23 protein-coding genes are annotated in these 25,866 nt (G+C 72.2%); 7 read left to right on the top strand and 16 right to left on the bottom strand.

Features of this window, described 5'->3' with window-relative positions:
- Positions 1 to 271 precede the first annotated feature (271 nt).
- Both AB0C25_RS00715 and AB0C25_RS00710 read left to right on the top strand, forming a co-directional pair.
- The gene (locus tag AB0C25_RS00715) at positions 272 to 457 is read left to right on the top strand and encodes a hypothetical protein (protein WP_357240865.1); all 186 of its coding nucleotides are present in this window, start codon (positions 272 to 274) and stop codon (positions 455 to 457) included.
- 226 nt (positions 458 to 683) lie between these two features.
- Positions 684 to 1,496: an RNA polymerase sigma factor SigF gene (locus tag AB0C25_RS00710; RefSeq protein WP_357368239.1), complete on the top strand. Its 813-nt coding sequence runs from the start codon at positions 684 to 686 to the stop codon at positions 1,494 to 1,496.
- 41 nt (positions 1,497 to 1,537) lie between these two features.
- Here AB0C25_RS00710 and AB0C25_RS00705 read toward each other — a convergent pair whose 3' ends face one another.
- From AB0C25_RS00705 to AB0C25_RS00660, 10 genes are all read right to left on the bottom strand, one after another.
- Positions 1,538 to 2,599, bottom strand: coding sequence for a DUF2855 family protein (locus AB0C25_RS00705; protein ID WP_357368238.1), 1,062 nt, complete (start codon positions 2,597 to 2,599; stop codon positions 1,538 to 1,540).
- A 69-nt stretch (positions 2,600 to 2,668) separates the two neighbouring features.
- Entirely contained in the window at positions 2,669 to 3,883 is a 1,215-nt protein-coding gene (locus AB0C25_RS00700) for a PP2C family protein-serine/threonine phosphatase (RefSeq protein ID WP_357368237.1), read from the bottom strand.
- Positions 3,884 to 3,972: 89 nt separating this feature from the next.
- Positions 3,973 to 5,463, bottom strand: coding sequence for a glycoside hydrolase family 130 protein (locus AB0C25_RS00695; RefSeq protein ID WP_357368236.1), 1,491 nt, complete (start codon positions 5,461 to 5,463; stop codon positions 3,973 to 3,975).
- Positions 5,460 to 6,512 (bottom strand): glycosyltransferase, encoded by a 1,053-nt coding sequence (locus tag AB0C25_RS00690; RefSeq protein ID WP_357368235.1) that lies wholly within the window; start codon positions 6,510 to 6,512, stop codon positions 5,460 to 5,462. Before AB0C25_RS00690 ends, AB0C25_RS00695 begins: the two co-directional genes overlap by 4 nt.
- The gene (locus AB0C25_RS00685) at positions 6,509 to 7,645 is read right to left on the bottom strand and encodes a glycosyltransferase (protein ID WP_357368234.1); all 1,137 of its coding nucleotides are present in this window, start codon (positions 7,643 to 7,645) and stop codon (positions 6,509 to 6,511) included. Before AB0C25_RS00685 ends, AB0C25_RS00690 begins: the two co-directional genes overlap by 4 nt.
- Before the next feature lie 117 nt (positions 7,646 to 7,762).
- Positions 7,763 to 8,767: a glycosyltransferase family 4 protein gene (locus tag AB0C25_RS00680; RefSeq protein ID WP_357368233.1), complete on the bottom strand. Its 1,005-nt coding sequence runs from the start codon at positions 8,765 to 8,767 to the stop codon at positions 7,763 to 7,765.
- Positions 8,764 to 8,937, bottom strand: coding sequence for a hypothetical protein (locus tag AB0C25_RS00675; RefSeq protein ID WP_357240840.1), 174 nt, complete (start codon positions 8,935 to 8,937; stop codon positions 8,764 to 8,766). The genes AB0C25_RS00680 and AB0C25_RS00675 overlap by 4 nt, the downstream gene beginning before the upstream one ends.
- A 310-nt stretch (positions 8,938 to 9,247) precedes the next feature.
- Positions 9,248 to 10,279 (bottom strand): medium chain dehydrogenase/reductase family protein, encoded by a 1,032-nt coding sequence (locus AB0C25_RS00670; RefSeq protein ID WP_357368232.1) that lies wholly within the window; start codon positions 10,277 to 10,279, stop codon positions 9,248 to 9,250.
- Positions 10,280 to 10,369: 90 nt separating this feature from the next.
- Entirely contained in the window at positions 10,370 to 10,912 is a 543-nt protein-coding gene (locus AB0C25_RS00665) for a TetR family transcriptional regulator (protein ID WP_357368231.1), read from the bottom strand.
- 53 nt (positions 10,913 to 10,965) lie between these two features.
- Positions 10,966 to 11,847 carry a helix-turn-helix transcriptional regulator gene (locus AB0C25_RS00660; RefSeq protein ID WP_357368230.1) on the bottom strand — a complete coding sequence of 294 codons (882 nt, stop codon included), beginning with the start codon at positions 11,845 to 11,847 and terminating at the stop codon, positions 10,966 to 10,968.
- Positions 11,848 to 11,979: 132 nt separating this feature from the next.
- Here AB0C25_RS00660 and AB0C25_RS00655 point away from each other — a divergent pair, with 132 nt between their 5' ends.
- Entirely contained in the window at positions 11,980 to 12,846 is an 867-nt protein-coding gene (locus AB0C25_RS00655) for an oxidoreductase (RefSeq protein ID WP_357368229.1), read from the top strand.
- A 34-nt stretch (positions 12,847 to 12,880) separates the two neighbouring features.
- On the opposite strand, the gene AB0C25_RS00650 is transcribed toward AB0C25_RS00655, so the two are convergent.
- Positions 12,881 to 13,786: a LysR substrate-binding domain-containing protein gene (locus tag AB0C25_RS00650; RefSeq protein WP_357368228.1), complete on the bottom strand. Its 906-nt coding sequence runs from the start codon at positions 13,784 to 13,786 to the stop codon at positions 12,881 to 12,883.
- Between the two features lie 79 nt (positions 13,787 to 13,865).
- Between AB0C25_RS00650 and AB0C25_RS00645 the strand changes: the two genes are divergently transcribed.
- Together AB0C25_RS00645 and AB0C25_RS00640 are read left to right on the top strand one after the other, a co-directional pair.
- Positions 13,866 to 14,696 carry an NAD(P)-dependent oxidoreductase gene (locus AB0C25_RS00645; RefSeq protein WP_357368227.1) on the top strand — a complete coding sequence of 277 codons (831 nt, stop codon included), beginning with the start codon at positions 13,866 to 13,868 and terminating at the stop codon, positions 14,694 to 14,696.
- The gene (locus tag AB0C25_RS00640) at positions 14,693 to 15,100 is read left to right on the top strand and encodes a RidA family protein (RefSeq protein ID WP_357368226.1); all 408 of its coding nucleotides are present in this window, start codon (positions 14,693 to 14,695) and stop codon (positions 15,098 to 15,100) included. Before AB0C25_RS00645 ends, AB0C25_RS00640 begins: the two co-directional genes overlap by 4 nt.
- 57 nt (positions 15,101 to 15,157) lie before the next feature.
- Here the strand turns inward: AB0C25_RS00640 and AB0C25_RS00635 are convergent, their stop codons facing one another.
- Positions 15,158 to 16,702 carry an MFS transporter gene (locus AB0C25_RS00635; protein ID WP_357368225.1) on the bottom strand — a complete coding sequence of 515 codons (1,545 nt, stop codon included), beginning with the start codon at positions 16,700 to 16,702 and terminating at the stop codon, positions 15,158 to 15,160.
- 104 nt (positions 16,703 to 16,806) lie between these two features.
- Here AB0C25_RS00635 and AB0C25_RS00630 point away from each other — a divergent pair, with 104 nt between their 5' ends.
- Together AB0C25_RS00630 and AB0C25_RS00625 are read left to right on the top strand one after the other, a co-directional pair.
- Positions 16,807 to 17,286, top strand: a complete 480-nt coding sequence (locus tag AB0C25_RS00630) for a helix-turn-helix domain-containing protein (RefSeq protein ID WP_357368224.1) — start codon at positions 16,807 to 16,809, stop codon at positions 17,284 to 17,286.
- A gap of 505 nt (positions 17,287 to 17,791) precedes the next feature.
- A complete protein-coding gene (locus AB0C25_RS00625) occupies positions 17,792 to 19,042 on the top strand; it encodes a DUF222 domain-containing protein (protein ID WP_357368223.1) in 1,251 nt (416 codons plus the stop codon).
- 650 nt (positions 19,043 to 19,692) lie between these two features.
- Here the strand turns inward: AB0C25_RS00625 and AB0C25_RS00620 are convergent.
- The 4 genes from AB0C25_RS00620 to AB0C25_RS00605 are packed head-to-tail and all read right to left on the bottom strand — an operon-like array spanning position 19,693 to position 25,865.
- Positions 19,693 to 21,996, bottom strand: a complete 2,304-nt coding sequence (locus tag AB0C25_RS00620; RefSeq protein WP_357368222.1) for a glycoside hydrolase family 27 protein — start codon at positions 21,994 to 21,996, stop codon at positions 19,693 to 19,695.
- Between the two features lie 46 nt (positions 21,997 to 22,042).
- The gene (locus AB0C25_RS00615) at positions 22,043 to 24,130 is read right to left on the bottom strand and encodes an alpha-galactosidase (protein ID WP_357368221.1); all 2,088 of its coding nucleotides are present in this window, start codon (positions 24,128 to 24,130) and stop codon (positions 22,043 to 22,045) included.
- Positions 24,127 to 24,948 carry a carbohydrate ABC transporter permease gene (locus AB0C25_RS00610; protein ID WP_357368220.1) on the bottom strand — a complete coding sequence of 274 codons (822 nt, stop codon included), beginning with the start codon at positions 24,946 to 24,948 and terminating at the stop codon, positions 24,127 to 24,129. The genes AB0C25_RS00615 and AB0C25_RS00610 overlap by 4 nt, the downstream gene beginning before the upstream one ends.
- Complete coding sequence (locus AB0C25_RS00605; protein WP_357368219.1) at positions 24,948 to 25,865, bottom strand: sugar ABC transporter permease; 918 nt, start codon at positions 25,863 to 25,865, stop codon at positions 24,948 to 24,950. The genes AB0C25_RS00610 and AB0C25_RS00605 overlap by 1 nt, the downstream gene beginning before the upstream one ends.
- Position 25,866: the final 1 nt, after the last annotated feature.

Genomic DNA, 25,866 nt, shown 5'->3' with positions numbered 1-25,866 from the left:
CGCTGACCGCCCTCACGTTCGGAGACTGGCACCGGCAGGTTGGATTACAGAATTCTCCGTCGTCGGCGAGCTGGCCCGGCCGGGGTCCGTCGGCGGCGCGTGCGGATCGACAGCGCCGGGTATGGTGCGGGGTGTCGGTGTCGCCGGGCGTACGCCCGTGCACGAGACACCCTGATCGGGCGCCGCTGTGCAGCGCCACACCGTCACGAGGTCACCGGGCGAGACGTCCCGTGGCCCGGACGCCCCTCCTTCACCGAAGACAGGATCCTGCATGACATCGAACGACAACGCCCGACCGGCCCTGTTCCTCGCCACGTCGAACGCCGACGCGGCCGACGGGTCGGCGGTGACCGTCGACGGCAGCGCGGAGGCCATGCGCCGGCTGCGCCATCCGTTCGCGGTGCAGCCCGCCCCGCAGAGCCCGACCGCCGGCGACGAGCACGACCCGCGCGGCTGATCCAGCGGTCCGGTCCACCACGCCCACTCATACTTTCGGCTAGTAATAGCTACGCCTTTCGGGTAGCGTACGGGCCATCAAGTGAACGACATGACGCGGTGGCGAGGCCCGTGCTCGTGGCCTTGCGACAGCGCATCTTCGCCCGTACGTGCGCTCCGGCGGCAAGCCGGTTCGGAGATCTTCCGGTCGATCCGATCGACGGGCAGGTTTGGGAAGGACCACCCCCATGGCCAGCATCGTCGGAACGGCCCCCAGCACCCGCCTCGACCAGCGCAGCACGGACCAGACCCCCGACGAACTCCTGGTCGCCCTGGCGGCGACCGGGGCGGACGACCCGCACCGCCACGCACTGCGGGATCGCGCCATCGAGGCGTGGCTGCCGCTGGCCCGGCATCTGGCGCGCCGCTACTCGGGACGCGGCGCACCCGACGAGGACCTGACCCAGACCGCCTCGGTCGGGCTCATCAAGGCCGTGGACAACTTCGACCCCACCCGGGGTGTCGACTTCAGCGGGTACGCCATTCCCACGATCATCGGCGAGATCAAGCGGTACTTCCGGGATCGCACCTGGTCGGTGCGCGTGCCCCGTCGCCTCCAGGAGTTGCGCCTGTCGATCAGCGCGGCGAACAGCGCGTTGACCCAGACCCTCGGTCGCTCGCCGACAGTGGCGGACATCGCGTCCCACCTCGACCTGTCCGAGGAGACCGTCCTGGAAGGGCTGGAGGGCGCACGTGCCTACCGGGCCACGTCGCTGTCCACGCCGGCCGGGGCCAACGGCAGCCGGGAACTCGGGGACACCCTCGGCGGCGACGACCACGAATTCGACCTCGTCGAGATCCGCGTCGCCCTGGAGCCGGCCCTCGCCACGCTGCCGGACCGCGAACGTCAGATCCTGACGCTGCGCTTCTACGGCAACCTGACCCAGGCGCAGATCGCCGACCGGGTCGGCGTCTCGCAGATGCACGTCTCCCGACTGATCTCCCGGTCGTTGACGGCGCTGCGTCATCACCTCGTCGACCTCGACCACAGCGCGTTCTGAGGCTGGCACCGCCGAGCCGCGGCCGGCAGCACCCCGACGGCTCAGAGTTGGACGACGTGACCCACCCGTGGCGGCGTACGGCCACCGAGGACGTCGAGCCAGGCGCGTTGGAGGGCCTCCGGCCCGGTGCCCACCTGAACGTCGAGCCAACCGCCGACGATTGCGGTGAAGCGTTGCCAGGCCTCGGTGAACCGCTGGTCGAGCCCCGCACGACCCCAGTCCTGGCCGCGCTTGCGCATCTGGACCGGCGCGAAGAACACCTCTTCGGCGGCGTCGGCGTTCGGCGTCTGGTTGGTGAGGCCGACCGCGATGTCCCGGACCAGCCGGTCGCCGAGGTGCCGACGCAGGGCGGCCCGGGTCGAGGGTGCGCCGGACAGGTCGAGGTAGACGGACGCGACGGCGTCGAGAGCGTCGATGTCGTCGTACGGGACGACCTCGTCGTAGCAGCCGAGTGAGCGGGTGAAGGCCAGGTTGCCGGGCGAGGTGAGTCCGACCAGGCGTGGCCCGCGACCGTGCAGCTCGAACGCGGCGGCGTACGCGGTCTTGCTCGACGCCGACGACAGCAGCAGCGACCCGGCACCGTAGAAGTCGTTGTCGACGACCTGGTCGGCCAGCATGAACGAGGTGAAGAACAGTGGCCGGAACAGGATCAGCAGGTCCTCCTGGTCGGGCCGGTACGCCGGGTCACCGGTGGTCGACCGGTACGCGTTGTACGGTGACGGCAACTCGGCCCGGTGTGGGCTCGCGTCCCGGAACCCGGACGCGTCCACCCGGTCGGGCCGCACCAGCAGGTGACCCGCGGGTGGGAGGTAGCCGTAGACCCGCTGCCCCGTCTCGACGCCCGCGACCGTCGAGGTGACCACCTCGGCGAAGCCCCAGAGCGGCGGCAGGCCCCACTGCGGCCCGAGCCCGGCCGGTGGGAAGAACTCCCAGTAGCGCATCGCCTCGCCGAGCACCGCGTAGGTCACGTTGTTGGCGGTGAGGCCGACCCGGTCCACCCGCAGCAGCACCTCGCCGTCGGCCACGGCGGGCGGGGCGCCATCGACGAGCGTGGTCTTTCCGAGGTCGTCACGCGCCACGGCGAAGGTCCATGAGTCGGCCATGAGGTGACGCTAGACACCCCTCCCGAACCAGACAAGTGCACTGGGAGTGCAAAATCCCACTGTCTCCGGTCAGGAGCGGGACGCGGCGAGGTCGCGGAGGTGCGCGAGCGGCAGGTGCGGCGGTCGCCACTCCAGGAAGAGGGCCGTGGCGTCGTCCTCGAGCCGGTCGTCCTGGTAGCCGACGACGGCGCGCACCAGGCGACGCATCGTCTCCGGGCTGGGCAACCCGTCGTTGAGGGCGCGGTTGACGAAGTCGACGAGCCGGTCCAACCCGAACTGTTCGCCGTCCGCGCTCCGCGCGTCGGTGATGCCGTCGGTGTAGGCGAGGATGCGGTCGCCCGGGTGCAACTCCTCCACGTGCACCCTCGGGCGGCGGCCCGACAGGTGACCCAGCCCGAGCGGCAACGCGGTCGGCCCCGGCAACTCCCGAATGGCCTTGCCGTCGCGCAGCAACATCGCACCCGGGTGACCCGCGTTGATCATGCTCAGTCGGCCGGTCCGATGGTCCAACTCCATGAGCAGCCCGGTCGCGAAGAAGTTCGGGTGCTCGGAACGCACCCACCTGTCGATGCTGATCGCCGTGTCGACCAGGTCGAGGCCACACCGGCGCGCGTTGCGGTACGCGCTGACCACGAGCGAGGCCAGCGTGCTCGCCTTGATGCCGTGCCCACAGGTGTCGAAGAGCCCCACACTGAGCACGTCGCCGTTCAACGCGTAGTCGAAGATGTCGCCGCCGACGTCGTAGCAGGGTTCGAGGATGGCGGTGATCACCAGGTCGTCGGTGGCGAAGGTCAGCGGCGGCAGCAGCCCCCACACGATCTCGGCCGCGACCTGCATCGGCAGACGCCGCCGCATCCGCTCGACCACGTCACCGTAGAGCCGCCGGTTGACCAGGATCTGGGCGATGTTGACCGCCACCTCCCAGGCTGGCCCGTCCATGGTCGCGTCGGCGGCTGCCGGCGAGACGATCTCCAGCACGCCCATCCGTTCGCACCCGAGCAGCAGCGGCACCCAGACCCGGTCCGGGTTGTCGGGCGCGCGCTGGATGTCGAGGTTGGTGAAGGCCCGGCCGGCGAGGGTCGTCTCGATCGACAACTCCTCCCGGACCAGACCCGCGCCGAGCAGCGGCACGAGCAGGGACTGCGTGTAGTCGGCCAGGTAGATCACGATCTCGGTGGCGTCGATGGTGGGCGCCGCCCGGGCGACGAGTTGAGACAGCTCGTCCGGGCCGCTCCGGGGTGCGTTGAGCTGCAGCCACCGCACCATCTCGCCGACGTCGCCCACGCCCCACCTCCCCGTCCTCCCCAAACCCTACGACCACGGCGGCGCGAGCGGTGTGGCCACCACCGTGCTCCCGGCCGCACCATCGACGGTCATCCGTTCCGCCCGGCCGGTGGTGGGGAGTCCACCATCGCAGTCCGGAGTTCGGCCACCGGCACGGTGGCGAAACCCACCCGGGCGTCACTCGCCCCGTACGGCAGCCACACCTCACCGTCGTGGATGAGCGCCCCACAGGAGTAGACGACGTTGGGCACGTACCCGTCCCGGTCGTCCTCGTCGGGTGACAGGAGCGCACCCGGAAGGTGCGCGATGACCCGCTCCGGTCGGTCCAGGTCCAGCAGGAGCGCGCCGATCGCGTACCGGCGCATCGGTCCGACGCCGTGGGTGAGCACGAGCCAGCCGGCGTCGGTCTCGATCGGGGATCCGCAGTTACCGACCTGGATCAACTCCCAGCTGTCCCGCGGCGCGTGCAGTGGGATCGGGGCCTGCCAGCGGTTGTCAGCGTCCAGGCTGGTCAGGCCGATGGTCTCGCCGTCGGCCCGACACAGCGCCAGGTGCCGGCCGCCGACGGTACGCGGAAACAGCGCGATCCCCTTGTTCCGGGCACCCGGCCCGCGCATCGGGGTCATCTCGAAGCGGCGCAGGTCGCTGCTGACCAGCGCGCGCGTGGCGATGCTCCGGCCGTCGTAGGCGGTGTAGGTGGCCCGGTACACCGGCCCGGACTCGTCGACGAACCGGACGAACCGCGCGTCCTCCATGCCGTTGCTCTCCGCCGGGGTGGCCGGCCAGAGCACCCGTTGGTGCAGGGCCGTGTCGGCGGGAAAGGCCGTGGCGTAGCTGCCGGCGTTGGTGCGACGCAGTTGTTCGAGGGTGCTCAACCCGGTGCTGCGGGAGAGCAGATCGGGTGGCAGGTTGGCGAGCGCCCGCTCGAAGGTGGCCTCGTCGTACCACTCGGGCAGGGCGTCCAGCACCGTGGCGGCGACCTCGTTGTCGCAGCCCTCCTCGGCCAGGCCGGCGACGAGCAGGTCCCGGCGGTGCCGTACGCCCACCCGCTGCCCGACGGCCAGCGGGCCGGCCCGATCGGCGACGGTGAGCTGACGTCCGGGTCCGAGGACCGCGGTGGCGAACCCGATGGACGACAGATGACCCTCGCCGATCTGACGGAGGCTGACCGCGACGCGCAACTGCCCGGCGCCCAGACCGGTCTGGTCCGGGTGGGCCACCATGGACGGGTTGCAGAGGGCGGCGGCCTCCACGGCGTACTCGTGGCTGAAGTACGCGCCGACCAGCAGGCGGCTGGTCGGGGAGAGGTCCCCGGCCCGCGCGGCCCGGTGCCGGACCAGCTCGTAGTGGTGGTGGAACGTGCCGGCCAGGTCGCGGTGCCGGGCGCCGAAGCGGTCGAAGGTGTCCCGCAACAGCCGGCCGGTCTCCTCGTCGTCGATTCGGGCGACCCGGTCGATGAGTGCCCGCGCGCGGGTGCGTACCACCGCGGCGTCCTCCCCCGGGACGAAGAGCTTGACGATGACCCGCCGTGGATCCGGGACGAGAGTGGCGTCCTGCCGGACGGCCAGACTCCGGGTCACGACCACCGCCGGGCGTGCTGGAGGGTGGAGAGGAGCGCGAGGGTGGATTCCGCGCCCTGGTTGAGGTTGGGTCCGTGCGCGGTCAGCCCGTCGAAGCCGCCACCGGTCGCCGGATCCCACATCGGCGCGCCGAGGTCGTTGTCGCCGAGGAACCACCCCACCGCCTGTCGTACCCCGGTGTCCCACTCCGGGTCACCGGTGACCGTGGCCGCCGTGGCACAGGCGTCCGCGAACGCGGCGACCTCGATCGGCTGCTGGTCGTGGCGCAACCGCACGGCGCCGTGCCGCCAACCTCCGACCGGTACGACCGACAGCCGTCCGTCGCGCAGCTGGACGTCCCGCAACCAGGCCAACATCCGCAGGCCGTCGTCCAGGGGTGGACCGCCCTCGCGCAGTTGGCTGGCGACGATGACCACCTCGGCGAGGGCGGCGTTGGCGTAGGTCAGCTCCTGCCGGGGCCACGACCAGCGCGGGTCGGCGCCCGGCGGTCCGACAGTGCTGGCGGCGTCCGCCAGCAGAGACGCCGCGGCGACGTGACCTGGGTGGCGGCGCAGGACCTCGGCCGCCCCCAGGCCGGCGAAGGCCATCGCGTGTGGTGCCCGGGTACGCCGGCCGGCGCCCCGGCTGAAGGCGACGAGCGCCTCCTCCCGTACCCAGGGTGCGGGGCTGCGGGCGACGGCCGTGCCCAGACCCCACAGCGCCCGACCCCACCAGTCGCCGAGCCCTGGTTCGTCGGCCCAGTGCCGGTCGTGCCCGAGCCGGTTGTGGAAGGCCCCGTCGGTGCCCTGCGCGTGGGTCAGGAACGCGAGGTACCGCTCCGCGAGCCGCAGCAACTCCTCGCCCGGGTCCGGCTCGCGACTGACGACGACCAGGCCACGGGCCACGTCGTCGGTGCAGTAGCCGTGTTCACGACGGACGATGGCGTGCCGGGCGTGCTCGAAGAGACCGGTGTCGTCACTCATCCGGATCAGGTGCGCGAAGCTCGGCGCGGGCGCCGTCGCCCAGCGCCCGCGTGGGGAGGTCCGGGGTCGGCCGGTGGTCGCGGTCACGCCGGCACCGCGCTGACCGCCGGCGGGCGGGCCTCGCTGAGCTGGTCGGCGAGCGTTTCGTAGCGGGCCGCTACCGCCGGCCAGCGCAGGTGCGCGGCCAGCGGCCGGACCCGGCCGGCCAGCCGCGCGGTCAGGCCCGGCTCGGTCAGGACCCGCCGGATCGCCGCGGCGAGCGCCGCCGGGTTCTGATGGGGTACGACCAGACCCGGCCCACCGGTCAGCAGCTCCACGGCGTGCGGGAACGCCGTGGCCACGACGGGCACCCCGGCGGCCACGGCCTCGATGAGTACGCCGGAGGTGACCTGTTCGCGGCTGTCGTAGGGCAGCACCACCACGTCGGCGGAGCGGATCAACCGGCCCAGCGCCTCCTGGTCGTGGTAGACGTCCTGATAGTCGACGGCGTGCGCGATGCCCAACTGGGCGCCGAGCTGGTGCAGCCCCGCCCGGTACGCCTCGCCCTGGTGTTCGACCACCTTCGGGTGGGTCCGGCCCGCCACCGTGTAGGTGGGTGTCGGTTCCAGGTCCTGCAACCGCGCGAGGGCCCGCAACGACCACTCGACACCCTTGCCGGGGCCGAGCAACCCCCAGGTCAGCAGGTGCGGTCGGGAACGCCGCTCGACGGGTACGTCGGCGAGCTCGGCGGCCCCGTGCGGGATGACCGTCACCTTGCCCGCGGGCACGGCGTACCCGACGAGCAGCCGGTCCCGAGCGGTCTCGGTCATCGTGACCACCGCCCCGGCGGTGGCCACGATCCGCTCCAACAGGGACTTCTGCCGGGCGGTGGGCTGACGCAGCACGGTGTGCAGGACCACGATGCTCGGCACGGTGAGCCGCCGCAGCAGCGGCAGGACGTCCTCGCCGTCGTTGCCCGGGTAGATGCCGTACTCGTGCTGGACGATCGCCACGTCGAAGGTGTTCAGGGCGGCCGCCGCGTCCCGCCAGCCGGTCGGGGTGAGCGCCGACCAGGTGTGCACGACCCCGGGCACCGGCCGCTGGTCGTCGCCGTGATCGGTGACCCGGACGATGCCGCCGCGAGTGCCGTCGGCGGTCAACTGGGCGGCGAGTGCGGAGTTGAAGGTGGCCAGTCCACACCGGGTCGGTGGGTGGGTGCTGAGGAATCCGTAGCTGGGCATGAACGTCGAGCCTTTCCGGTTGTCGGCCCCGCCTGGAGTACGGGCGGGGCCTCACGCGGGAACGGCGTACGCAGGTCAGCGTGTGTGACCGGCGGAACGGAGAGGTGTGTGGTCCAGTCAGGTACGAACGAGCTGGTCGTAGACGGCGAGATAGTCGGCGACCATTCGCTCCGCGCTGAAGCGCCGCAGAGCCTGCGCCCGACACTCGACCCGATCGAGGTCGGCGGCCCGGGTGATCGCCTCGACGGCCTGGCCGACGGTGTGGACGAGGAAGCCCGTCACCCCTTCGTCGACGACCTCGGGCATGGACCCGCGCTGGTACGCGACGACAGGCGTGCCACAGACCATCGACTCCACCACCGACAGTCCGAACGGCTCGTCGAAGGCGATCGGGTGCAGCAGTGCGGTGCTGGCCCCCAGCACCTCGGCTCGCCGTCGCGGACCCACCGATCCGAGGAACACCACCTGGTCACCGTCGATGTGCGGGGCCACCTGTTCGGTGAAGTACCGCTCGTCCTGCACGATGCCGCAGATGGTCAGGGGTCGGCCGGCGCGGCGGGCGATCTCGATCGCGGTGTGGGTGCCCTTGTCCGGGTGGATCCGGCCGAAGGCGGCCAGCCCGGGGCCGGCCTCGTGGGTGAACGGCAGGCCGCCGACATCGACGCCGTGGTACACCGTGGCGACGTAGTCGAGCTCCGGTGCCCGGTCGGCGTCGGAGATCGACACGTACGACGAGCGGGCTCGGCGGTAGGCGGGCAGGATTCCCGCGCCGGAGAAGCCGTGCACCGTGGTCAGCAGCGGAGCGTGGCAGTGCTCCGCGAACGCCAACGGGAGCCAGTCGAGGTGACTGTGCACCAGATCGAACTCGGCCGAGCGGGCCAGCGCGTGCGAGACGTGCATCGCCTCCCACACCCGGCCGTCCAGGTCCGGGTCGTCCGCGTACCCCCGGGGGCAGACTCCGTCGAGTTGGGCGGAGGTGACGGAGTCCAGTGTCGCGAAGAGCGTCACGTCGACGCCGCGGCTGACCATTCCCTCCGCGAGCAGGCCGGTCACCTGCTCCCACGGGCCGTAGTGGTGTGGAGGCGTACGCCAGGCGACCGGTCCGAGCAGCGCAACCCTCAAGGGGAGGACGCGTCGGCGAGATCAGCTGGATTGAGGTGCAGGGTGGCGAGCAGCCCGGAGTGCTTCGCCGGGTCGACCAGCTCCGGCAGCTCGCGCTCGACCCAGTCGGCCCGGGCCTGCTGACCCCGGTCGCGAAGTGCGGTGACGATCCGATCCCTGGCGATCCTCATCTGGTGCTCCCCTGTTAGGCGTTCAGAACGATCATTCGCACGGAGGCCGATGGTCCGGACACTGCCGTCCCGGCGGTGCTGACCAGCGAACCCGACAGCCGGGACGGGGTCGGCGATCAACAACACGAGCAGCCGTCGCGGCGATGGGGATGACGATCGGTTACGCCCTGTCTGGGCTGGTGGCGGACGGCGTCCGGCGGCCACCGGGATCCCGGGCGACATGTTCACCGTACGCCCTCGCGGTGCGCGACCGCACCTGCACCGACCGGCGGGCCGCCGGGACGCGACACCGGCGGGCCGGATCCGGTGATCAGGGCTCCAGCACCACCTTGCCCGCCCGGCTGCGCGTTTCGGCGAACACCAGCGCGGTGGAGACCTCGGTGAGCGGGTAGCGGGCGGCGATCTGCGGCACGATCACGCCCTGCCGCAGGAGATCGAGCACGATACCCAGGTCGGTACGCAGGCGACGGCGGAACGCGGCCCGGCGGGTGAGGTGTCCGGCCCAGAAGTTGTAGAAGCCGGCGCGGTGGCCGTTGGGCAGCGCGTTCCAGGTGTAGAGGCGGGACAGCAGCTTCACGAAGACCCACGCGACCGACTGGCCGGAGTTCACGGCGGCGGCGTTGCCGTAGACGACGAGCGTGCCGCCGGGGGCGAGCAGGCCGTAGGAGGTGCGTACGCCTGGGCCGCCCACCGGGTCGAAGACGGCGTCCACACCGTTCGGCGACAGCTCACGGACGCGCGCGGCCAGGTCCGGGTCACGGTAGTCGAGTGGTTCGACGCCGAGTTCGCGCAGCGCGGTGTGATGCCGTGCGGCGGCGGTGCCGATGACCCGCAGGCCGAGGTGGCGTCCGAGTTGGACGAGCACCGTTCCGACGCCACCGTTCGCGCCGTGCACGAGGATGGTCTGCCCGGCCCGCAGGCGGGCACTTCGCAGCATCTGCCAGGCCGTCACCCCGTTGACGACGACGGTCTCGGCGGCGGCGGGGTCCAGCTCGGCGGGTACGGGGGTCAGTGCGTCGATGTCGACGAGCGCGTGGGTGGCCCAGCCGCCGGTCTTGGTGACCGCCGCGACCCGGGTGCCGACGAGCGAGCCGTCCGCGCCGGGACCGACCGACCGGACCGTGCCGACGAGGTCGTAGCCGGGCACGAAGGGAAACTTCGGCTGGCCGGGGTAGCGGTCGTGGCGCATCTGCTGCTCGGCGAACGAGATGCCGGTGGCCTCGACCTGGACGAGCGCCTGGCCCCGGGCGGGGACGGGCATGGCGCGTCGGTGCAGTTGGAGTCCGTCGGGCTCCACCACGCCGGGCAGCACCACTTCGGTGATCATCGCATTGCTGGTCATCGGATCCTCCTCGTTTGTAAGTGTGCACTCACACACTTATCGGGGTGAAAAAAGCGGGCCACTGTCGCGGCCCAGGGGTCGGTGGTCGGGTCAGGGGTGCCGGATGCCGGCGGTCAGGGCACGGGCCCACGGCTCCGGGACCTGCTCCAGGCCGACGGTGACGATGAGGTGGCAGAGCTGGCCGTACGCGAAGAACCGCTGCACCTGCGCGTCGTCGGCGCCGGCCCGGTCCTGCACGAGGGTCGCGATCCGCCGGTAGCCGGCCCGTACCGCGTCGGCGATCTCGGGGATGTCCGTGACGGCCTGGGCCTGCACCTGGAAGAGGAGCAGATCGCGGTCGGCGATCAGCTCCGCGTAGGCACCGCCCATCGCGTCGAGGATCTCCTCCGGGCTGCCGCCGGCGGCCCGCTCGGCCCCGGCCTCGATCGCCACGGCGATCCGCTCGAAACACGTGTCGGCAGCCGCCACGAACAAGCCGAGCTTGCCGGCGAAGAGCCGGAAGACGTACGCCTCGGAGATGCCGGCGGCGGCGGCCACGGCGGTGACCGGGGTGGCGTGGAAGCCGGTGCGGGCGAACGCCGAGACCGCGCCGTTCAGCACGGTGACCCGACGGGCTTCGGCAGTGGATCGCATGTTTGTAAGTGTGCACTCACAAACATAGGCTGTCAAGCCCGCCCGGTACCGGCTCACTCCAGGGGGTAGAGCCGGGCCGGGTCACCGGGTCGGAGGCTGTCCGGGACGTCATCGCGGGTACTGGCGGCGATCGAGCCGAGCAGCCCCAGGGAGCGCGCGGACTCCGTACCCGGCTCGGCGTGGTAGATCACCAGCAACTGCCCGTCGGCGCCCGCGACCGCGAGCTTGTCGCAGTACAGGTCGAGGTCACCCACCTCCGGATGATGCAGCCGGCTGACCACGCCCTCCCGCCGACGCACCTCGTGCCGCGCCCACAACTGGCGGAAGCAGTCGCTCTTGAGCGACAACTCCCCCACCAGCGCCGCCAACCGAGGATCGTCGGTGGCCCCGCCCGAGTCGGCGCGCATCTGCCCCACCACGCCCTGCATCGCCTGCCGCCAGTCGCGGAACAGCTCCCGCTCGGCCGGGTCCAGGAACACCGCGCGGAGTCGGTTCGCGCCCGGGGCGAGATTCGGCGACAGTGCCCTCGCCATCGGGTTCGAGGCCAGGATGTCGAGGTAGCGGTTCTGCACGAAGGCCGGCATGTCGAGCTGCCGCAGCAGATGCAGGATGCTGGCCGGCACCCGCTCGACGGCAGGTCGGACCGCCCGTCGCGACCGCGTGCGGCTCAGCCCGATCAGGTACGCGGTCGCCTCCGGATCCAACCGCAACACCCCGGCGAGGGCATCGAGGACCTGCACCGAGGGATGCCGCTCGCGACCCTGCTCCAGCCGCAGGTAGTAGTCGGCGCTGATGCCGGCCAGCATCGCCACCTCCTCACGCCGCAGCCCCGGCACCCGGCGCAGGCCCACGCCCGGACCGAGCCCAACGTCCTCGGGCCGGGTCTGCTCCCGACGGGCACGCAGAAAGTCGCCGAGCGGGTTCGTCGCGTCCATGCCACCGACGGTAGATCGCCCGAGCGCCCGGTGACTGGTTGTGTCACTACCAGGAACAGCTCGCCCTGCCGGCCGACCGACTGTCGGCGCACAGTCGACGCATACCCACTCCGATTACGGATAGAGGACGACATGAGCGAGAACCTTCCCGGCGGGTCCCTGACCCTGGCTGACGGCCTCACCCTCAGCCGGATGGGCTACGGGGCGATGCAGTTGGCCGGCCCCGGTGTCTTCGGCCCACCCCGCGACCGCGAGCAGGCGCTCGCCGTGCTCCGCGAGGCCGTCGACAGCGGTGTCCGACACATCGACACCAGCGACTTCTACGGGCCGGTGGTGGTGAACGAGCTGATCCGCGAGGCGCTGCACCCGTACCCCGAGGATCTGCACCTGGTCACCAAGGTCGGCGCGCGACGCGGCTCCGACCGCTCCTGGATCCCGGCCCTGGAGCCGGACGAACTGAAGGCCCAGGTCCGGGACAACCTCCGGCACCTCGGCCTGGACGTCCTCGACGTGGTCAACCTGCGGGTAGGCGTGGCGGAGGGCACCGGCGACGATCCCCTCTCCGAGCAGTTCGGCGCCCTCGCCGACCTGCGGCAGGAGGGGCTGATCCGGCACCTCGGGCTCAGCAACGTCACGCTCACCCAGCTCACCGAGGCCCAGGCCATCGCCCCGGTGGTCACTGTCCAGAACCTCTACAACGTCGCGAACCGGCAGGATGACGCCCTGGTGGACAGGTGCGCGGCGGAGAACATCGCGTTCGCCGCGTTCTTCCCGCTCGGCGGGTTCACGCCGTTGCAGTCGGACACGCTCAACGACGTGGCCACCCGGGTGGGGTCGTCGCCGCAGCAGGTCGCCCTCGCCTGGCTCCTTCAGCGCTCCCCCACCACCGTGCTGATCCCGGGCACCTCGACGCTGGCACACCTGCGGGAGAACCTCGCGGCGGCAGATCTGAAGCTGCCGGCCGACGCGATCGAGGAACTCGACGCCATCGGCGGGTGACGCCCGGATGCGGACCGCCGCACGGCGGTCCGCGTCACCCGCCCGCTTCGCTCAGGCCCGCCGCCCGGTCCAGGTGAGTGAGGAACCGCCGCACCGCCGGTGGTCGGCTCCGACCGGCGACGGTCGCGGCGAAGATCCGCCGGACGGAGGCGTCGTCGGGGTGCAGGCGGAGCAGGGTCAGGTCGGATGGAGCGGCGCGTACGGCCAGGGCCGGCACCAGCGCGACGCCCAGACCGGCCGCGACACAGCCAAGCTTGCCGGTCCACTCGGCCGCGACGATGTCGATCCGCGGGCGAAAGCCCGCCGGTAGGGTCGCCCGCAGCAGAGTCTCCTCGGCGGTCGCCGAGCCGGCGATGAACGACTCGTCGGCCAGGTCGCGCAGGCGGATGGTCCGCCGGTGGGCGAGTCGATGCGTCCGGGGTACGGCCACCAGGAGCGTCTCGTCGACGAGGTGGTGCAGGTCGAACTGGTCGGCGTCGAGCGGCTGGTCCACCGCGGCACTCACCACGGCGACGTCGGCGTCGCCGTGGACCAGGCGCTCCAGCAGCCCGGGCGTGAGCCCTTCGACAAGCGACAGGGCCACCTCGGGATGCTCGGACTTGAAGCTGGCCAGAGCACGTGGCACAAGCGCGGCGACCGCCGTGGGGAACGCGCCGACCCGCAACCGGCCGGCGGACAGGTCGCGCAGCGCCGCCAGGTCCCGCCGGGCGGTGTCCAGCCGGTCGAGCACCGCCTCGGCGTGGCCGAGCAGGCAACGGCCCTCCTCGGTCAGGGCGACACCGCGCGGCAGCCGGTCCAGCAACGGCGACCCGGTCTCGGCTTCCAGCGCGGCGATCTGTCGGGACACCGCCGACTGGGTGTAGCGCAGGCTGCGGGCCGCAGCCGTGAGGGAGCCGTGCTCGGCGACGGCACGGAAGACCTGGAGCGCGTTCAGCTGCATCGTGACATGTTCCCGCAGCATGGCAGTGATGCGGAACAGTCGCTGGTGACATGGCTTCCCGCACCCTAGCGTTGGCGAGATGAACGAGATCGCCCTCCTGGGTACGGGCACGATGGGCACCGCGATCGGCCGTCGGCTGCTGGCCACCGGGCATCGGCTCACCGTCTGGAATCGCACGTCCGCCCGCACGGCGCCGCTCGTCGACGCCGGGGCGCGAGCCGCCGGCAGCCCGGCCGAGGCGGTCCGCGACGCCGACGTGGTGATCACCATGCTCACCGATGCGGCCGCCGTCCGGCACACGCTTGTCGACTCCGGTGCGGCACTGGCGCTGCGGCCGGGCACCCCCGTGATCGAGATGTCCACCATCGGCCCCTGGGCCGTGGCCGAACTGGCCACCCTGCTGCCGGCGGGAACACCGCTTGTCGACGCTCCGGTCGCCGGCAGCGCCGGAGCTGCCGAGACGGGCCGGCTCGTGGTGTTGGTCGGCGGGGAGGAGGCGGTCGTCGAGCGGATCACCCCGCTGCTGGGGACGTTGGGCACCGTCCGTCGCTGCGGCGGCTCCGGCCGGGGCGCCGCGTTGAAGCTGGTGCTCAACACCGCTCTGGTCACCGCGGTCACCGCGGTCGCGGACGCGCTCACCGTCGCGGACGCCGTCGGCGTCGACAGACGTACCGCGATCGACGCACTTGGCACCGGGCCGCTCGGTGGCGCGGTCGCCCGGGCGACCGCCACGGACGCCGCGTTCGCCGCAGCCCTGGCCGCCAAGGACGCCCGGCTCGCCCTCGACGCGCTCGGCGACGCGCCGGCGCCCCTGCTGCGCGCCGCCGCGTCGGCGTTGGCGGCCGCGCGCCATCCGCAGGACGACATCGCCCGTCTCACTGACCCCGCTGCAGCCGAGGAGAAGTCGTGAACGTGACCCTGGACAACCCCACGACCGTCGCCGCGCCGTTCGGCGACCGGTTCGCGCACGTCGCCCGCCTCGACCTGCCCGGGGGCGCGCTGCTGATGCTCTCCGGCCAGGTCGGGGTGGACGACGCCGGCGCGGTCGTCGCACCCGGCGACGTGCGGACGCAGTCCGAACGAATCTTCGAGTTGATCGGCGCGCTGCTCGCGGCGCACGGCGCCACCTTCGCCGACGTGCTGCACGTCCGGACGTTCCTGACCGACCTCGGCGACCTGTCCGGCTACGCGGAGGTCCGCAACCGCTACTTCGGGCGGACCAGGCCAGCCAGCACCACCGTCGAGGTGAGCCGGCTCTTTCTCGACGGCGCGGTGTTGGAGGTCGAGATCACCGCGGCCGTGACCACTGGTTGACGGCTGATCTTCGTGGCGATCGGCGCAGCGCGGCCCTCAGTGCTGGTGCGGCCGGCCTCAGTGCTGGTGCGGCCGGTTGCGGACGAGGGCGAGCGTGAGCACGGCGGTGGCGAGGAAGACGATGCCGTTGATCCGCAACCCGGCCTGGACGCCGGACGTCATGGCTTCGGCGATCGCCGCCCGGACCGGGTCGGGCAGCGGCTGGTCGCCGGTGGCACCGGCGGCCACCGCCGCCTGCACGGCGCCACGGGTGGGTTCGCCGACCTGGTGCGCGGCCAACCGGTCGGGCAGATCGGCCAGCATCGTGGTGGTCAAGAGCGTGCCCAGCAGGGACGTGCCGAGCACGGAGCCGACCTGTCGGGCGGCGTTCACCGCGCCGGAGGCCATCCCGGCCTGCGCGGGCACGACGCTGGCCAACGCGGCGGCGGTCGCCGGGGCCACCACCAGGCCGCCTGCGGCACCGAACACGGCGAACAGCGGCCACCGGTGACCGAAGGACGCGGTGGGACCCTGGGCCGCCAGACCGAAGCTCGCCACCGCACCGAGGACCAGGCCGAGGGTGAGTGGCGCCTTGAAGCCGGTACGACGGATCGCGCGCCCGGCGCCGAAGGCGACGACCACGTAGGCGCCGAAGAGCACGAGCATCCGCCAGCCGGTGTCCAGCGGGCTGAGCGCCTGGGCGCGTTCGTGGAAGAGGACCAGCAGGATCGCCACGCCGGTGAAGCCGAACAGCGACACCGCGGCGACGACCATGACGGCGCTGAACGACGCGGACCGGAACAGCCGCAGGTCGAGCATCGGCGCATCGGAACGCAGCTCGACCAGGACGAACGCGACGAGTGCGGCAGCCGCGGCGATCCAGGCCACCGTCACCACCGGGCTGGTGTAGCCGTCCTTGCCGCCCTGGATCAGGGCGTAGACGGCCGCGGCGATGGCGACGGTGCCGAGCAGCAGGCCGGGTACGTCGAGTCGGCCTGCGCTCGGCCGGGACTCGGCCACTCCGATGGCGGCGACGAGGGTGACCACGCCCAGCACGATCGTCGACAGGTAGACGCTGTGCCACGCGTAGTGCTTCAGCAGCGTGCCGGCGATGAGCGGGCCGATCGCGAGCCCGATGCCGGAGGCCGCCGACCACGCGGTGATGACCTCGGTACGTCGGTGCGGGTCGGTGAACGTCGCGCCGAGGATCGCCAGGCTGTTCGGCAGGATCAGGGCTCCGCCGAGGCCGGCGACCAACTGCCCGACGATCACCCAGGCCACGGTCGGGGCACCGGCCACGACGGCGGCACCAACGATCATCGCGAGGACTCCGGCACCGAACATGCGCTTGCGCCCGTAGCGGTTGCCGAGGGTGGCGGCGGACAGCACCACACTCGCCACCATCAGCGTGTAGGCGCTCGGGACCCAGATCAGGGTCGTCGGGTCGACCCGCAGGTCCTGCTGGATCGTGGTGAGTGCGGAGACCGTCGCGGTGATCTGGAGGAACGTGATCATCGCGCCCAGGCACATGGCGACCAGGGTCACCGGGCGGGAGCCGCGGACGGCGGAACGGACGACGCCGGCCGGTCCGGGCGCGGGTGGGGCTGCGGTGTTGCCGGTCACGGGACTTCCTCAGGGCTGGTTGAGCTGACTTGCTCATGCTGAAGTCAGCGCACCCCAGTGAAGCACCTGACTAACCGCCATGCAAGTCAGGTAGGCTGGGCGGCATGGAGGACCTACGGGACGACCGCGACTCCTGGTCGAGCGAGAACTGCTCGGTGGCCCGGGCGATGGACATCGTGGGCAGCAGGTCGACGGTCCTGATCATGCGTGAGGCGCTGCTCGGCACGCGCCGCTTCGACGACTTCGTCCGCCGGGTCGGCGTCGGCGAACCCGCCATGGCCGCCCGGCTCAAGGAAATGGTCGCCGCCGACCTGCTCGAACGGATCCCCTACCGGGAGCCGGGGCAGCGCACCCGGCACGAGTACCAACTCACCCGCAAGGGCCGCGAACTCCTGCCCGTCATCACCGCCCTGCGCAACTGGGGCGACACCTGGGCCGCCGACGACGCCGGCCCGTCCATCGTCGCCACCCACCACGACTGCGGCCAACCGGTCCGCGCGGTGCTCCGCTGCGCGGCCGGCCACGAGATCACGGACGGCGACATCGACATCGCCGCCGGCCCCGGCATCATCCGGCGCAGCTGACGGCCGAGGCGGCGGCGGTCCGGCCTGATCCAGCGAGGCCGACCCCTCGGCGAATCCGGACGCGCCCGGGACTGCGGGCCAGGGTCGCCCCCGTTGGCCGGGGTTCAGCAGGCCAGGCCGGGGTTCAGCAGGCCAGGCCGGGGTTCAGCAGGCCAGGCCGGGGTTCAGCAGGCCAGGCCGGGGGTCAGCAGGCCAGGCCGGGGGTCAGCAGGCCAGGCCGGGGGTCAGCCTTACCGGCTTGACGGCTGGGGCAGCCGCCGGGAGGGCTCGATCTGACGCGGCCTGACAGGCGGGCCGGGCTCGAACCGACGCGGCCTGTCGCGCAGGCCGCCGAGGCAGGCTACAACCGGCACAGCCTGGCATGCGTGCCGCCGGGCCACGCGTCATACCTCGCGAAATTGGCGTGCGGGCTGTCAGCCTGAGGACCTCACAGTGCCAGTGGAGTGCCGCCACCGAATCGATCTTGGCCACTGAAAGTGTCGTACAGGTGTTCTAGTGTCTGGTCATGGTTGAGGAGTTGGCGCAGGCGGACGACGCGGTCGCCGCCTGCGTCGACGACCCTGCCTGGGCGCTCGCCGAGGACGAGTTGGTCGCGGCGCTCGACGCCGCGCACCGCCTGGAGCAACGCCTCGCCGCCGTCACGCTCGCCCTGGTCCGTGAGATCGACGGTCGCGGCACCGCCCACGCGCAGGGCGCCTCCAGCACCGCAGTCTGGTTACGCGAACGACTGCGCCTCACCGTCCCCGCCGCCCGCCGCCTCGTCGACCTCGCCGCCGCCCTGGACACCGGCAACCCCGGGATACGCGCCGCTCTGGCCCACGGCGACATCACCGTCGAGCAGGCCCGGGTCATCACCGACACCGTCACCACCGTCAACACCGCGGCCGACGCGGAGGCCGCCGACAAGGCCGTCGGGGTGCTCACCGACTGGGCCGGGCAGTTCGACCCCACCCTGCTGCGAAAACTCGGCACCCGCATCCTCGAGCACGTCGCCCCCGACCTCGCCGACGCCGCCGCCCACGCCGCGCTGGAAGCCGACGCCCGCCGCACCAGCCGTGACCGCCACCTCACCCTCTCCACCCTGACCGACGGCCGCCTGCGACTCACCGGCACCCTCGACACCGAAACCGCCGGCCTGCTCCGCGCCGCGATCGACCCACTGACCGCACCCTCCGGCCCCGACGACAACCGCACCCCCGGACAACGCCGCCACGACGCCCTCGCCGACCTCTGCCGCCTCACCCTGCGCACCGGCGACCTACCCGAACACGGCGGCGACCCCGCGCAGATCGTCATCACCACCAGCTTCGACGCCCTCGCGGGGCACCTCAGCGCCGGCACCCTCGACACCGGCCTCCAGCTCACCCCGCAAACGGTGCGCCGACTCGCCTGCGACGCCGCGATCCTGCCCGCCGTCCTCAACAGCACCAGCCAACCACTCGACCTCGGCCGACAACGCCGCCTCGTCACCGGCCCCCTGCGCCGCGCTCTCGTCCTGCGCGACCGCGGCTGCGCCTTCCCCGGCTGCGACCGCCCACCCCGCTGGTGCGACGCCCACCACATCCACCACTGGGCCGACGGCGGCACCACCACCCTCAGCAACGCCGTCCTGCTCTGCGGCCACCACCACCGACACCTGCACCACAACGACTGGACCGTGCAACTCGGCGGCGACGGTCACCCCGAATTCATCCCACCCACCTGGCTCGACCCCGACCAGGTCCCCCGCCGCAACCACTACCACCCACGAACGTGAACACAATCCGGCCGACGCCACCCACACCATCACCACTAAGCAAGATCCGACCCGTCGGCGGCCAGATCCGCCCAGCACCCCGGTGACGGTCTACTCCTACGCCACCAGGTCCCGGCGCGCCCTCCTGCGGGCCGGCCTGATCCACCGCGACCAGGCCCGGCCCGACCGCGACCAGGCTTAGCCCGCCCTCACCCCGACCAGCCTTGGCCCGCCCTCACCCCGACCAGCCTTGGCCCGCCCTCACCCCGACCAGCCTTGGCCCGCCCTCACCCCGACCAGGCTTGGCCCGCCCTCACCCCGACCGCACTCCCGTGACCGGGTCCGACCGACGCGATGCTCTGCCGCCTGCCGGGACTGGCCGTGCACTGGCTGGCGCGGGCGGCTCTCGTCCTGGGCGAGTTGGACGGGGCGGTTGTTTGACAAGCGGAGACCGATCGAGACCAACCGGCGGAGACACACCGAGACGACCGGCCGAGACAGACCGACGGACCGACCGGGTGCGGTAGACCGTGGAAGTCCCCGAGCACCGCCACCGTGCTGGCCATACCGCCGCCGGGGACGACAAGGCACGGCGGGCGGAACAGTCGCTGCGGGAAGCCGGTAACGGGCGCACGGTGGCGGGCCGCCCAGCGACGGCCCGCCACCGTGGATCAGAGGACGATCTGGTGCACCCGGTCGTCCACGCCGCGTACCGCCAGCCAGGCGCTGCCGTTGGCGCCGGCGGCCGCCCCCGGTGCGCCCCGGAAGGCGTCGGTGGCGAACTCACCGCGTTGGAACCAGCCGCCCCAGGCACCATCGCTCAGGTTGCGCTGCCAGAGGCGGTTGTCGGCGGCCAACGAGAACAGGTAGACCCGGCCCGCCGTGGCGAGCAACGTCGGGCTGCCGCTGGTGGTGCCGCCCAGGCTGGTCCAGGCCGACCAGGTGGTACCGGTCCGGCTGGTCCACCACACCTCGTCGGTGCGGCTGCGGACCGCCACGTGCAGCACGCCCGCGTCGTCGACGACCGCACTCGGCCGACCGTAGAACGGCCGGTTCTCCGGTGCCCCGACGCCGACCCAGCCGGTGTTCGGCGTACGCGACCAGATCTTGCCGTCGGCGCCGCGCGCCACGAGGGTCCACTGGGTCGGGCTGGTCCAGGCCACCGTGGGCGCGTCGGTGAGTGTGCCACCGAGGCTGCGCCACGGTCCCCACTTCCCGGCGGTGAAACTGCGCTGCCAGGCGGCGTTGTCGGTGCCCCGGACGAAGACGTCGAGCCGGCCGCCGGCGGAGGCGTACACGGCCGGTTGGCCGAGGATCCGGCCGCCGACCGGGCCGCCGAGTGACGTCCAGTGCGTCCCCCACGTCGTACCGGTGCGGGTGTTGACCGCCAGTGCGCCGGAAGCGTCGCGGACGAAGGCGGTGGCGTGGGTGTCATCCACCCGGACCAGTGCGGGGCTGGCGCTGGCGGTCCCGCCGAGGTTGGCACCGGCGACCTGGTCGGCGCCGGTCAGACCGAGCATCGCCACCCCGTGCGCCGGCACCTCGACGGTGTACGAGCCGGTGAACGGCTGCACGCCGGGGGTGTTCGGCTGGGCGTCCACGTCGGCACGGGTCCACAGGTCGCGGACGCGCACCGACCCGCCGAGTGCGACGTCGGCGAATCTCACCGTGATCTGCTGCGCGGTGTCGTGCCGGTTCAGCAGGGCGACGGCCCGCTTGCCGGAGCCGGTGAGCACCTTGCTCCAGACCTGCGCGTCGGTGCCGGTGTCGGCGACCTTGACGCCCTGCCGGACCAGCGGGTCCTGGTCGACCGCGACGATCTCCGGGTTGGTCAGCGCCGAGATCATCTCCTTCGGCAGGCCACGCGGGTCGGAGCCGATCACCAGCGGCGCGGCCATGATGGCCCACATGCCGAGCTGCGTCTTGGACTCCTCCAGGCTCAGCTCGTACCCGCCGTCGGGCAGCGGGCGCATCGGCAGCAGGTAGTCCGGGTCGTTGTAGTGCCCCGGCCCGGTGGCCGCCGGGTGGTACGCGTTGACGTCCATGTTGCGCAGCACCCACGGGTACGCCCACTGCGGGCTCGGGTCGGTGAGCCCCACGTCGGTGTACGTCCGCCAGGAGTCGGCGATGGTGGGCGCGTACGTGTAGCTCCAGGTGGAGAGCTGTTCCGGGGTGTACGGGCCGCCACCCCAGTCGGAGCTGACCGGGTTGCAGATGTTGAGCAGCATCGGTCGCGGCGACTGGCGTACCGCCTCGGCCAGCTCACGGAAGGTGGCCTCCGGGTCGAGGCCGGCGGCCCGGCCGCAGAGCCAGTCGGCCTTGAGCGCGTCGAAGCCCCAGCCGGCGAACTGGGCGATGTCGGCCCGGTAGTGGCCGTTGCTGCCCAGCCCACACTGCCCGGGCAGGTACGGCCCGGCGTCGGTGTAGATGCCGGCCTTCATGCCCTTGCTGTGGATGTACGCGGCAAGCGCGGCCATCCCGCCCGGGAAGCGGGCCGGGTCGGCGACGAGTTGGCCGGCCTCGTTACGCGGGGTGGGCGCGGCCCAGTTGCCGTCGATCCAGACGTAGGTGTAGCCGGCGTCGCGCAGGCCACTGCGGACCATGTGGTCGGTGACCGACCTGACTTCGGCCTCGGTGGGATCGCCACCGAGGCCGAAGTAGGTGTTCCAGCCCTGGTAGGGCGTCGGGGCGAGCCCACTGTCGAAGAAGGTGGGCGCGCCCTGGTCCTCGGCCCCGGCGCTGACCGGCGGGTGGCCGGGACGACCGGGACCGGGACCAGCCTGCGGAGGGCCGGCCTGCGAGGGGCCGGCCTGCGGAAGACCGGCTTGTGGAGGGCCGGCCTGCGAGGGGCCAGCCTGCGGAAGACCAGCCTGCGGAGGGCCAGCCGGTGGGGGGCCGGCCATGGCCGGTGTGGGGCTGGCCAGGCCCAGGCCGAGCACGGCCAGGGCGGCGGTCAGCGGTCGGTTCAGGCGCATGGAGGTACTCCTGTCCCTCGGGGGTGGGGGTGGTGGTGCTCCGGCCTCAGTCGCGGGTCAGCACGATGAGGTCGGCGTCGTGGGTCGCGCTCCACCGCACGGGCAGGCCGACCGCTCCGAGGTGGCTGCCGGAGTAGTGCCGGTCGCCGTGGGAGTAGCGGGCCTTCGGGTCGAGGCCACGCAGGGGCAACCGGACCGGGCGGGACGGGAGCAGTCCGGTCCCGTCGAGCCGGCCGGTGTGCCAGGCCAGGACTACCACTCGGCGCTGGTCCGGGGAGGTGTACTGCACCGCGCAGCGGGCCTGGTCGGGGCCGCCGATCAGGTGCACCTCGCCGTACGTGACGACGTCCCGGATCTTCTTGTAGCGGGCGATCCAGCCGGCTGCCTCGGCCCGCTCGGCGGGGGTCCAGGCCCGGATGTCCGCGCCGACGCCGAGCACGCCGGCCATCGCGAGGACGAACCGGAACGCAAGCGAGCGCGGTCGCGGATCGAACAGACCGGGCGCGTCGGTGACCCAGGAGCTGAGCAGGTGCGGGGCGTTGGCGTGCAGGAAGCCGTACTGAATGGCCAGCCGGTCCAGTGGGCCGGTGTTGTCGCTGGGCCAGAAGACGTCGGCGCGGGCGGCCATCGCCAGGTCGGTGCGCCCGCCGCCGCCGGCGCACGCCTCGATCAGCACGCCGGGGTGGTCCCGGCGCAGCCGCTCGTAGATCCGGTGCAGGTTGGCGACGTGCGCGCCGTCCAGGTCGAGCGGGCCGACCCCACCGGGCCGGCCCGGTTCGGTACGTGGGCGGTTGAAGTCCCACTTCAGGTAGTCGATGTCGTACCGGCGCAGCAGACCGTCCACCGTGGAGTGGACGAACTCGGCGACCTCCGGCCGACCCAGGTCGAGCAGGTACTGGTTGCGCACCGGGGTGAGCGGCCGACCGTCGACGGAGTAGACCCACTCCGGGTGCTCGGCGTACAGGGTCGACTTCGGGTTGACGCACTCCGGCTCGACCCAGAGCCCGAAGTTCAGCCCGAGTGCCCGGACGTCGGCGATGAACGCGTCGAACCCGGCCGGGAACTTCGCCGGGTCGGGCGTCCAGTCACCCAGCCCGGCCGTGTCGTCGTTCCGACCGACGAACCAGCCATCGTCCACCACGAACGTCTCCACGCCCAGCTCGGCGGCGATCCGGGCGAGCGCCAACTGGCTCTGCGCCTCGACGGCGAAGTAGGTGGCCTCCCAGGAGTTGTAGAGCACCGGGCGCGGGGTGAGCCGGTCGGCGGCCAGCAACCGCTGGTGCGTGTGCCAGACGCGGGCCAGCCCGTCCAGGCCGTCCGGGCTGTACGCGCCGGTGACCACCGGCAGGGTCAGCACCTCGCCGGGGGCCAGGTCCAGCGGGCCGTCGACCAGCTGACGGCCGGCCCGGACCCGGGTCAGGCCGCCGGTGTCCCGCTCGGCGCTGATCTCCCACGAACCGGTCCAGGCCAACGCCATCCCCCACGCCGGACCGGCCAGGTCGGCGGTGTCCCGCACGGCCAGCCAGGGCACGTGCAGATGCCCGGGTACGCCCTGGGAGCTGCCGATGCTGAACGCGCCGTGGCCCAGCTCGACGTGGGAGAGCTGGAACTCCTGCGCCCACTGCCCCCACTGGTGGCTGAGCAGCGCGCCGTGCGGCGTGGGCACGCAGAACCCGCCCGATCCGGCCCGGACCACCCGCAGCGCGTCGGTGCCGTCGTTGGTCAGCTCGACCCAGCGCTGCACCACGTCGGTGCCGGCGGGCACCCGGTAGTGCACGGCGGCACGCAGCCCGGTGACCGGGTCGGCGAACTCGACGGCCAGCTCCCGCTGGTCGTCGTCGATCCGCGCCTCGGTGTGGACGAAGCCCACCCGGCGCTGCCGGTCCACGGTCTCGATCACCAGGTCGGCGCCGGTGAACGGGCGGTCGGCGTCGGTGGCGTACTCGATGGGGGCGGCGTCCCCGGCGGTGAGGAACGGGACCGGGCCGTCGTAGGCGACCGGCGACGGCCCGTCGGAGACGCCGTGCGGCCCCCACGCGACAAGTTCCAGCCAACGGCCGTGCGCGGGCACGGTGACGGTGTACTCGGTGTGCGTGCCGCGCAGCGTCCAGCGCTGCCCGGTAGCGGCGGTCACTTGACGGCTCCGAGCGCCAGGCCGGAGACGAAGTGCCGCTGGAAGCGGAGGAAGACCGCGACGGTGGGGACGGCCGCGATGACCGTGCCGGCGGCGATGACGTTCCAGGACGAGACGAACTGCCCCTGGAGGGCGAGTAGCGCCGGGGTGACCGGCATGTTGTCATCGGTACGCAGCACGGTGATCGCCCAGAGCAGGTCGTTGAAGATCCAGGTGAACGACAACGCGCCGAGGGCAGCCAGTGCGGGGCGGGTCAGCGGCAGCATCACCTTCGTGAAGATCTGCGCCGTGCCGGCGCCGTCGATGGTGGCCGCCTCCTGGATCTCGCCCGGCAGGTCCCGCATGAAGCCGTGCAGGACGAAGGTGTAGAAGCCGAGCCCGAAGCCGACCTGCACCGCGATCAGCGCCCAGAGCGTGTCGTACAGGCCGGTCAGCTCGCTGAACTTGGCCACCGGGATGAGCAGGATCTGCGGTGGGAGCAGGTTGCCGGCGAGCATCAGCAGCAGGATGGTCCGCCGCCCGGGGATCCGGAAGCGACTCAGCGCGAACGCGGCCATCGCCGCGAGCGCGAGGCTCAACGCCACCGACGGGACGGTGACCAGCATGCTGTTGATCAACGCGCGCAACTCACCGCCGTCGGTCCAGGCCTGCCGATAGGTGTCCAGCGTGAACGAGCGGGGCAGGCTGCCCACGCCGTGCGCGGCGATGTCGTCGAACGACCGGGTGGACATCACCACGACCCAGATCACCGGCCCGAGCCACAGCAGCGAGAGCAGGATCATGCCGGTGTGGAAGGCCCCGGTACGGAGCTTGTTCATCAGGCTTCCTCCCGGAACGCGCGGACCAGGTAGCCGAGGATGACGGCCAGCGCGAGCACGAAGATCACGACGGCGATGGCCGAGGCGTAGCCCAGCCGCAGGCTCTGGAACGCGGTCGAGTACATGTAGGTGCTGAGCAGCTCCGACGAGTGGTACGGCCCGCCCTTGGTCAGTGACCAGACGATGTCGAACGAGCGCAGCGAGTCGATCACGATGACCGACAGCACCACGGCGTTGACCCCCTTGAGCTGGGGAATCGTGACGTGTCGCAGCCGCTGCCAGGAGTTTGCGCCGTCCATCCGGGCCGCCTCGTGCAGCGCCGGGTCGATGGCCTTCAGGCCGGCCAGGAACAGCACCATGACGTACCCGATCTGCCGCCACAGTGCGGGCAGGATCACCGCGTACAGGGCGGTCTGCGGGTCGGCGAGCCAGGGCCGGATCAGGCTCTCCAGCCCGACCGCCCGCAGCAGCGTGTCGGCGATACCGTCGGGCTGGTAGAACACCCGCCAGACCAGCGCGGTCACCACCAGCGAGAACACGACCGGGGTGAACAGCGCGGCCCGGTAGAAGCCGACGCCGCGTCGCTCCTTCTGCAACACCAGCGCCATGCCGAAGCCGCCGAGCACGGAGAGGCCGCCGAAGAGCACCAGCCAGATCACCGTGTTGATCAGCGCGCCGCGGAAGGTGGCGTCACCGGCCAGCTCGACGTAGTTGTCGGTGCCGACGAAGGCCGGTGACGACATTCCGTCCCACCGGGTGAGCGAGAACCAGAAGCCCTGGAGCGCCGGCCAGAACACCCAGATGCTCTCGACCGCGAACGGCACCAGGACGAACGCCACCAGCAGCGGCGACAGTCGAGCCGACCGTCGCCGCCGCCGGGTGGGGGTGACCGAAGTCGTGGAGATCGTTGCTGTCACG

The organism is Micromonospora sp. NPDC048839, assembly GCF_040649915.1.
Taxonomy (GTDB): domain Bacteria; phylum Actinomycetota; class Actinomycetes; order Mycobacteriales; family Micromonosporaceae; genus Micromonospora.
The sequence above is the reverse complement of the archived record's forward strand: the minus strand, read 5'-3'. Positions and strand labels throughout refer to the sequence as shown.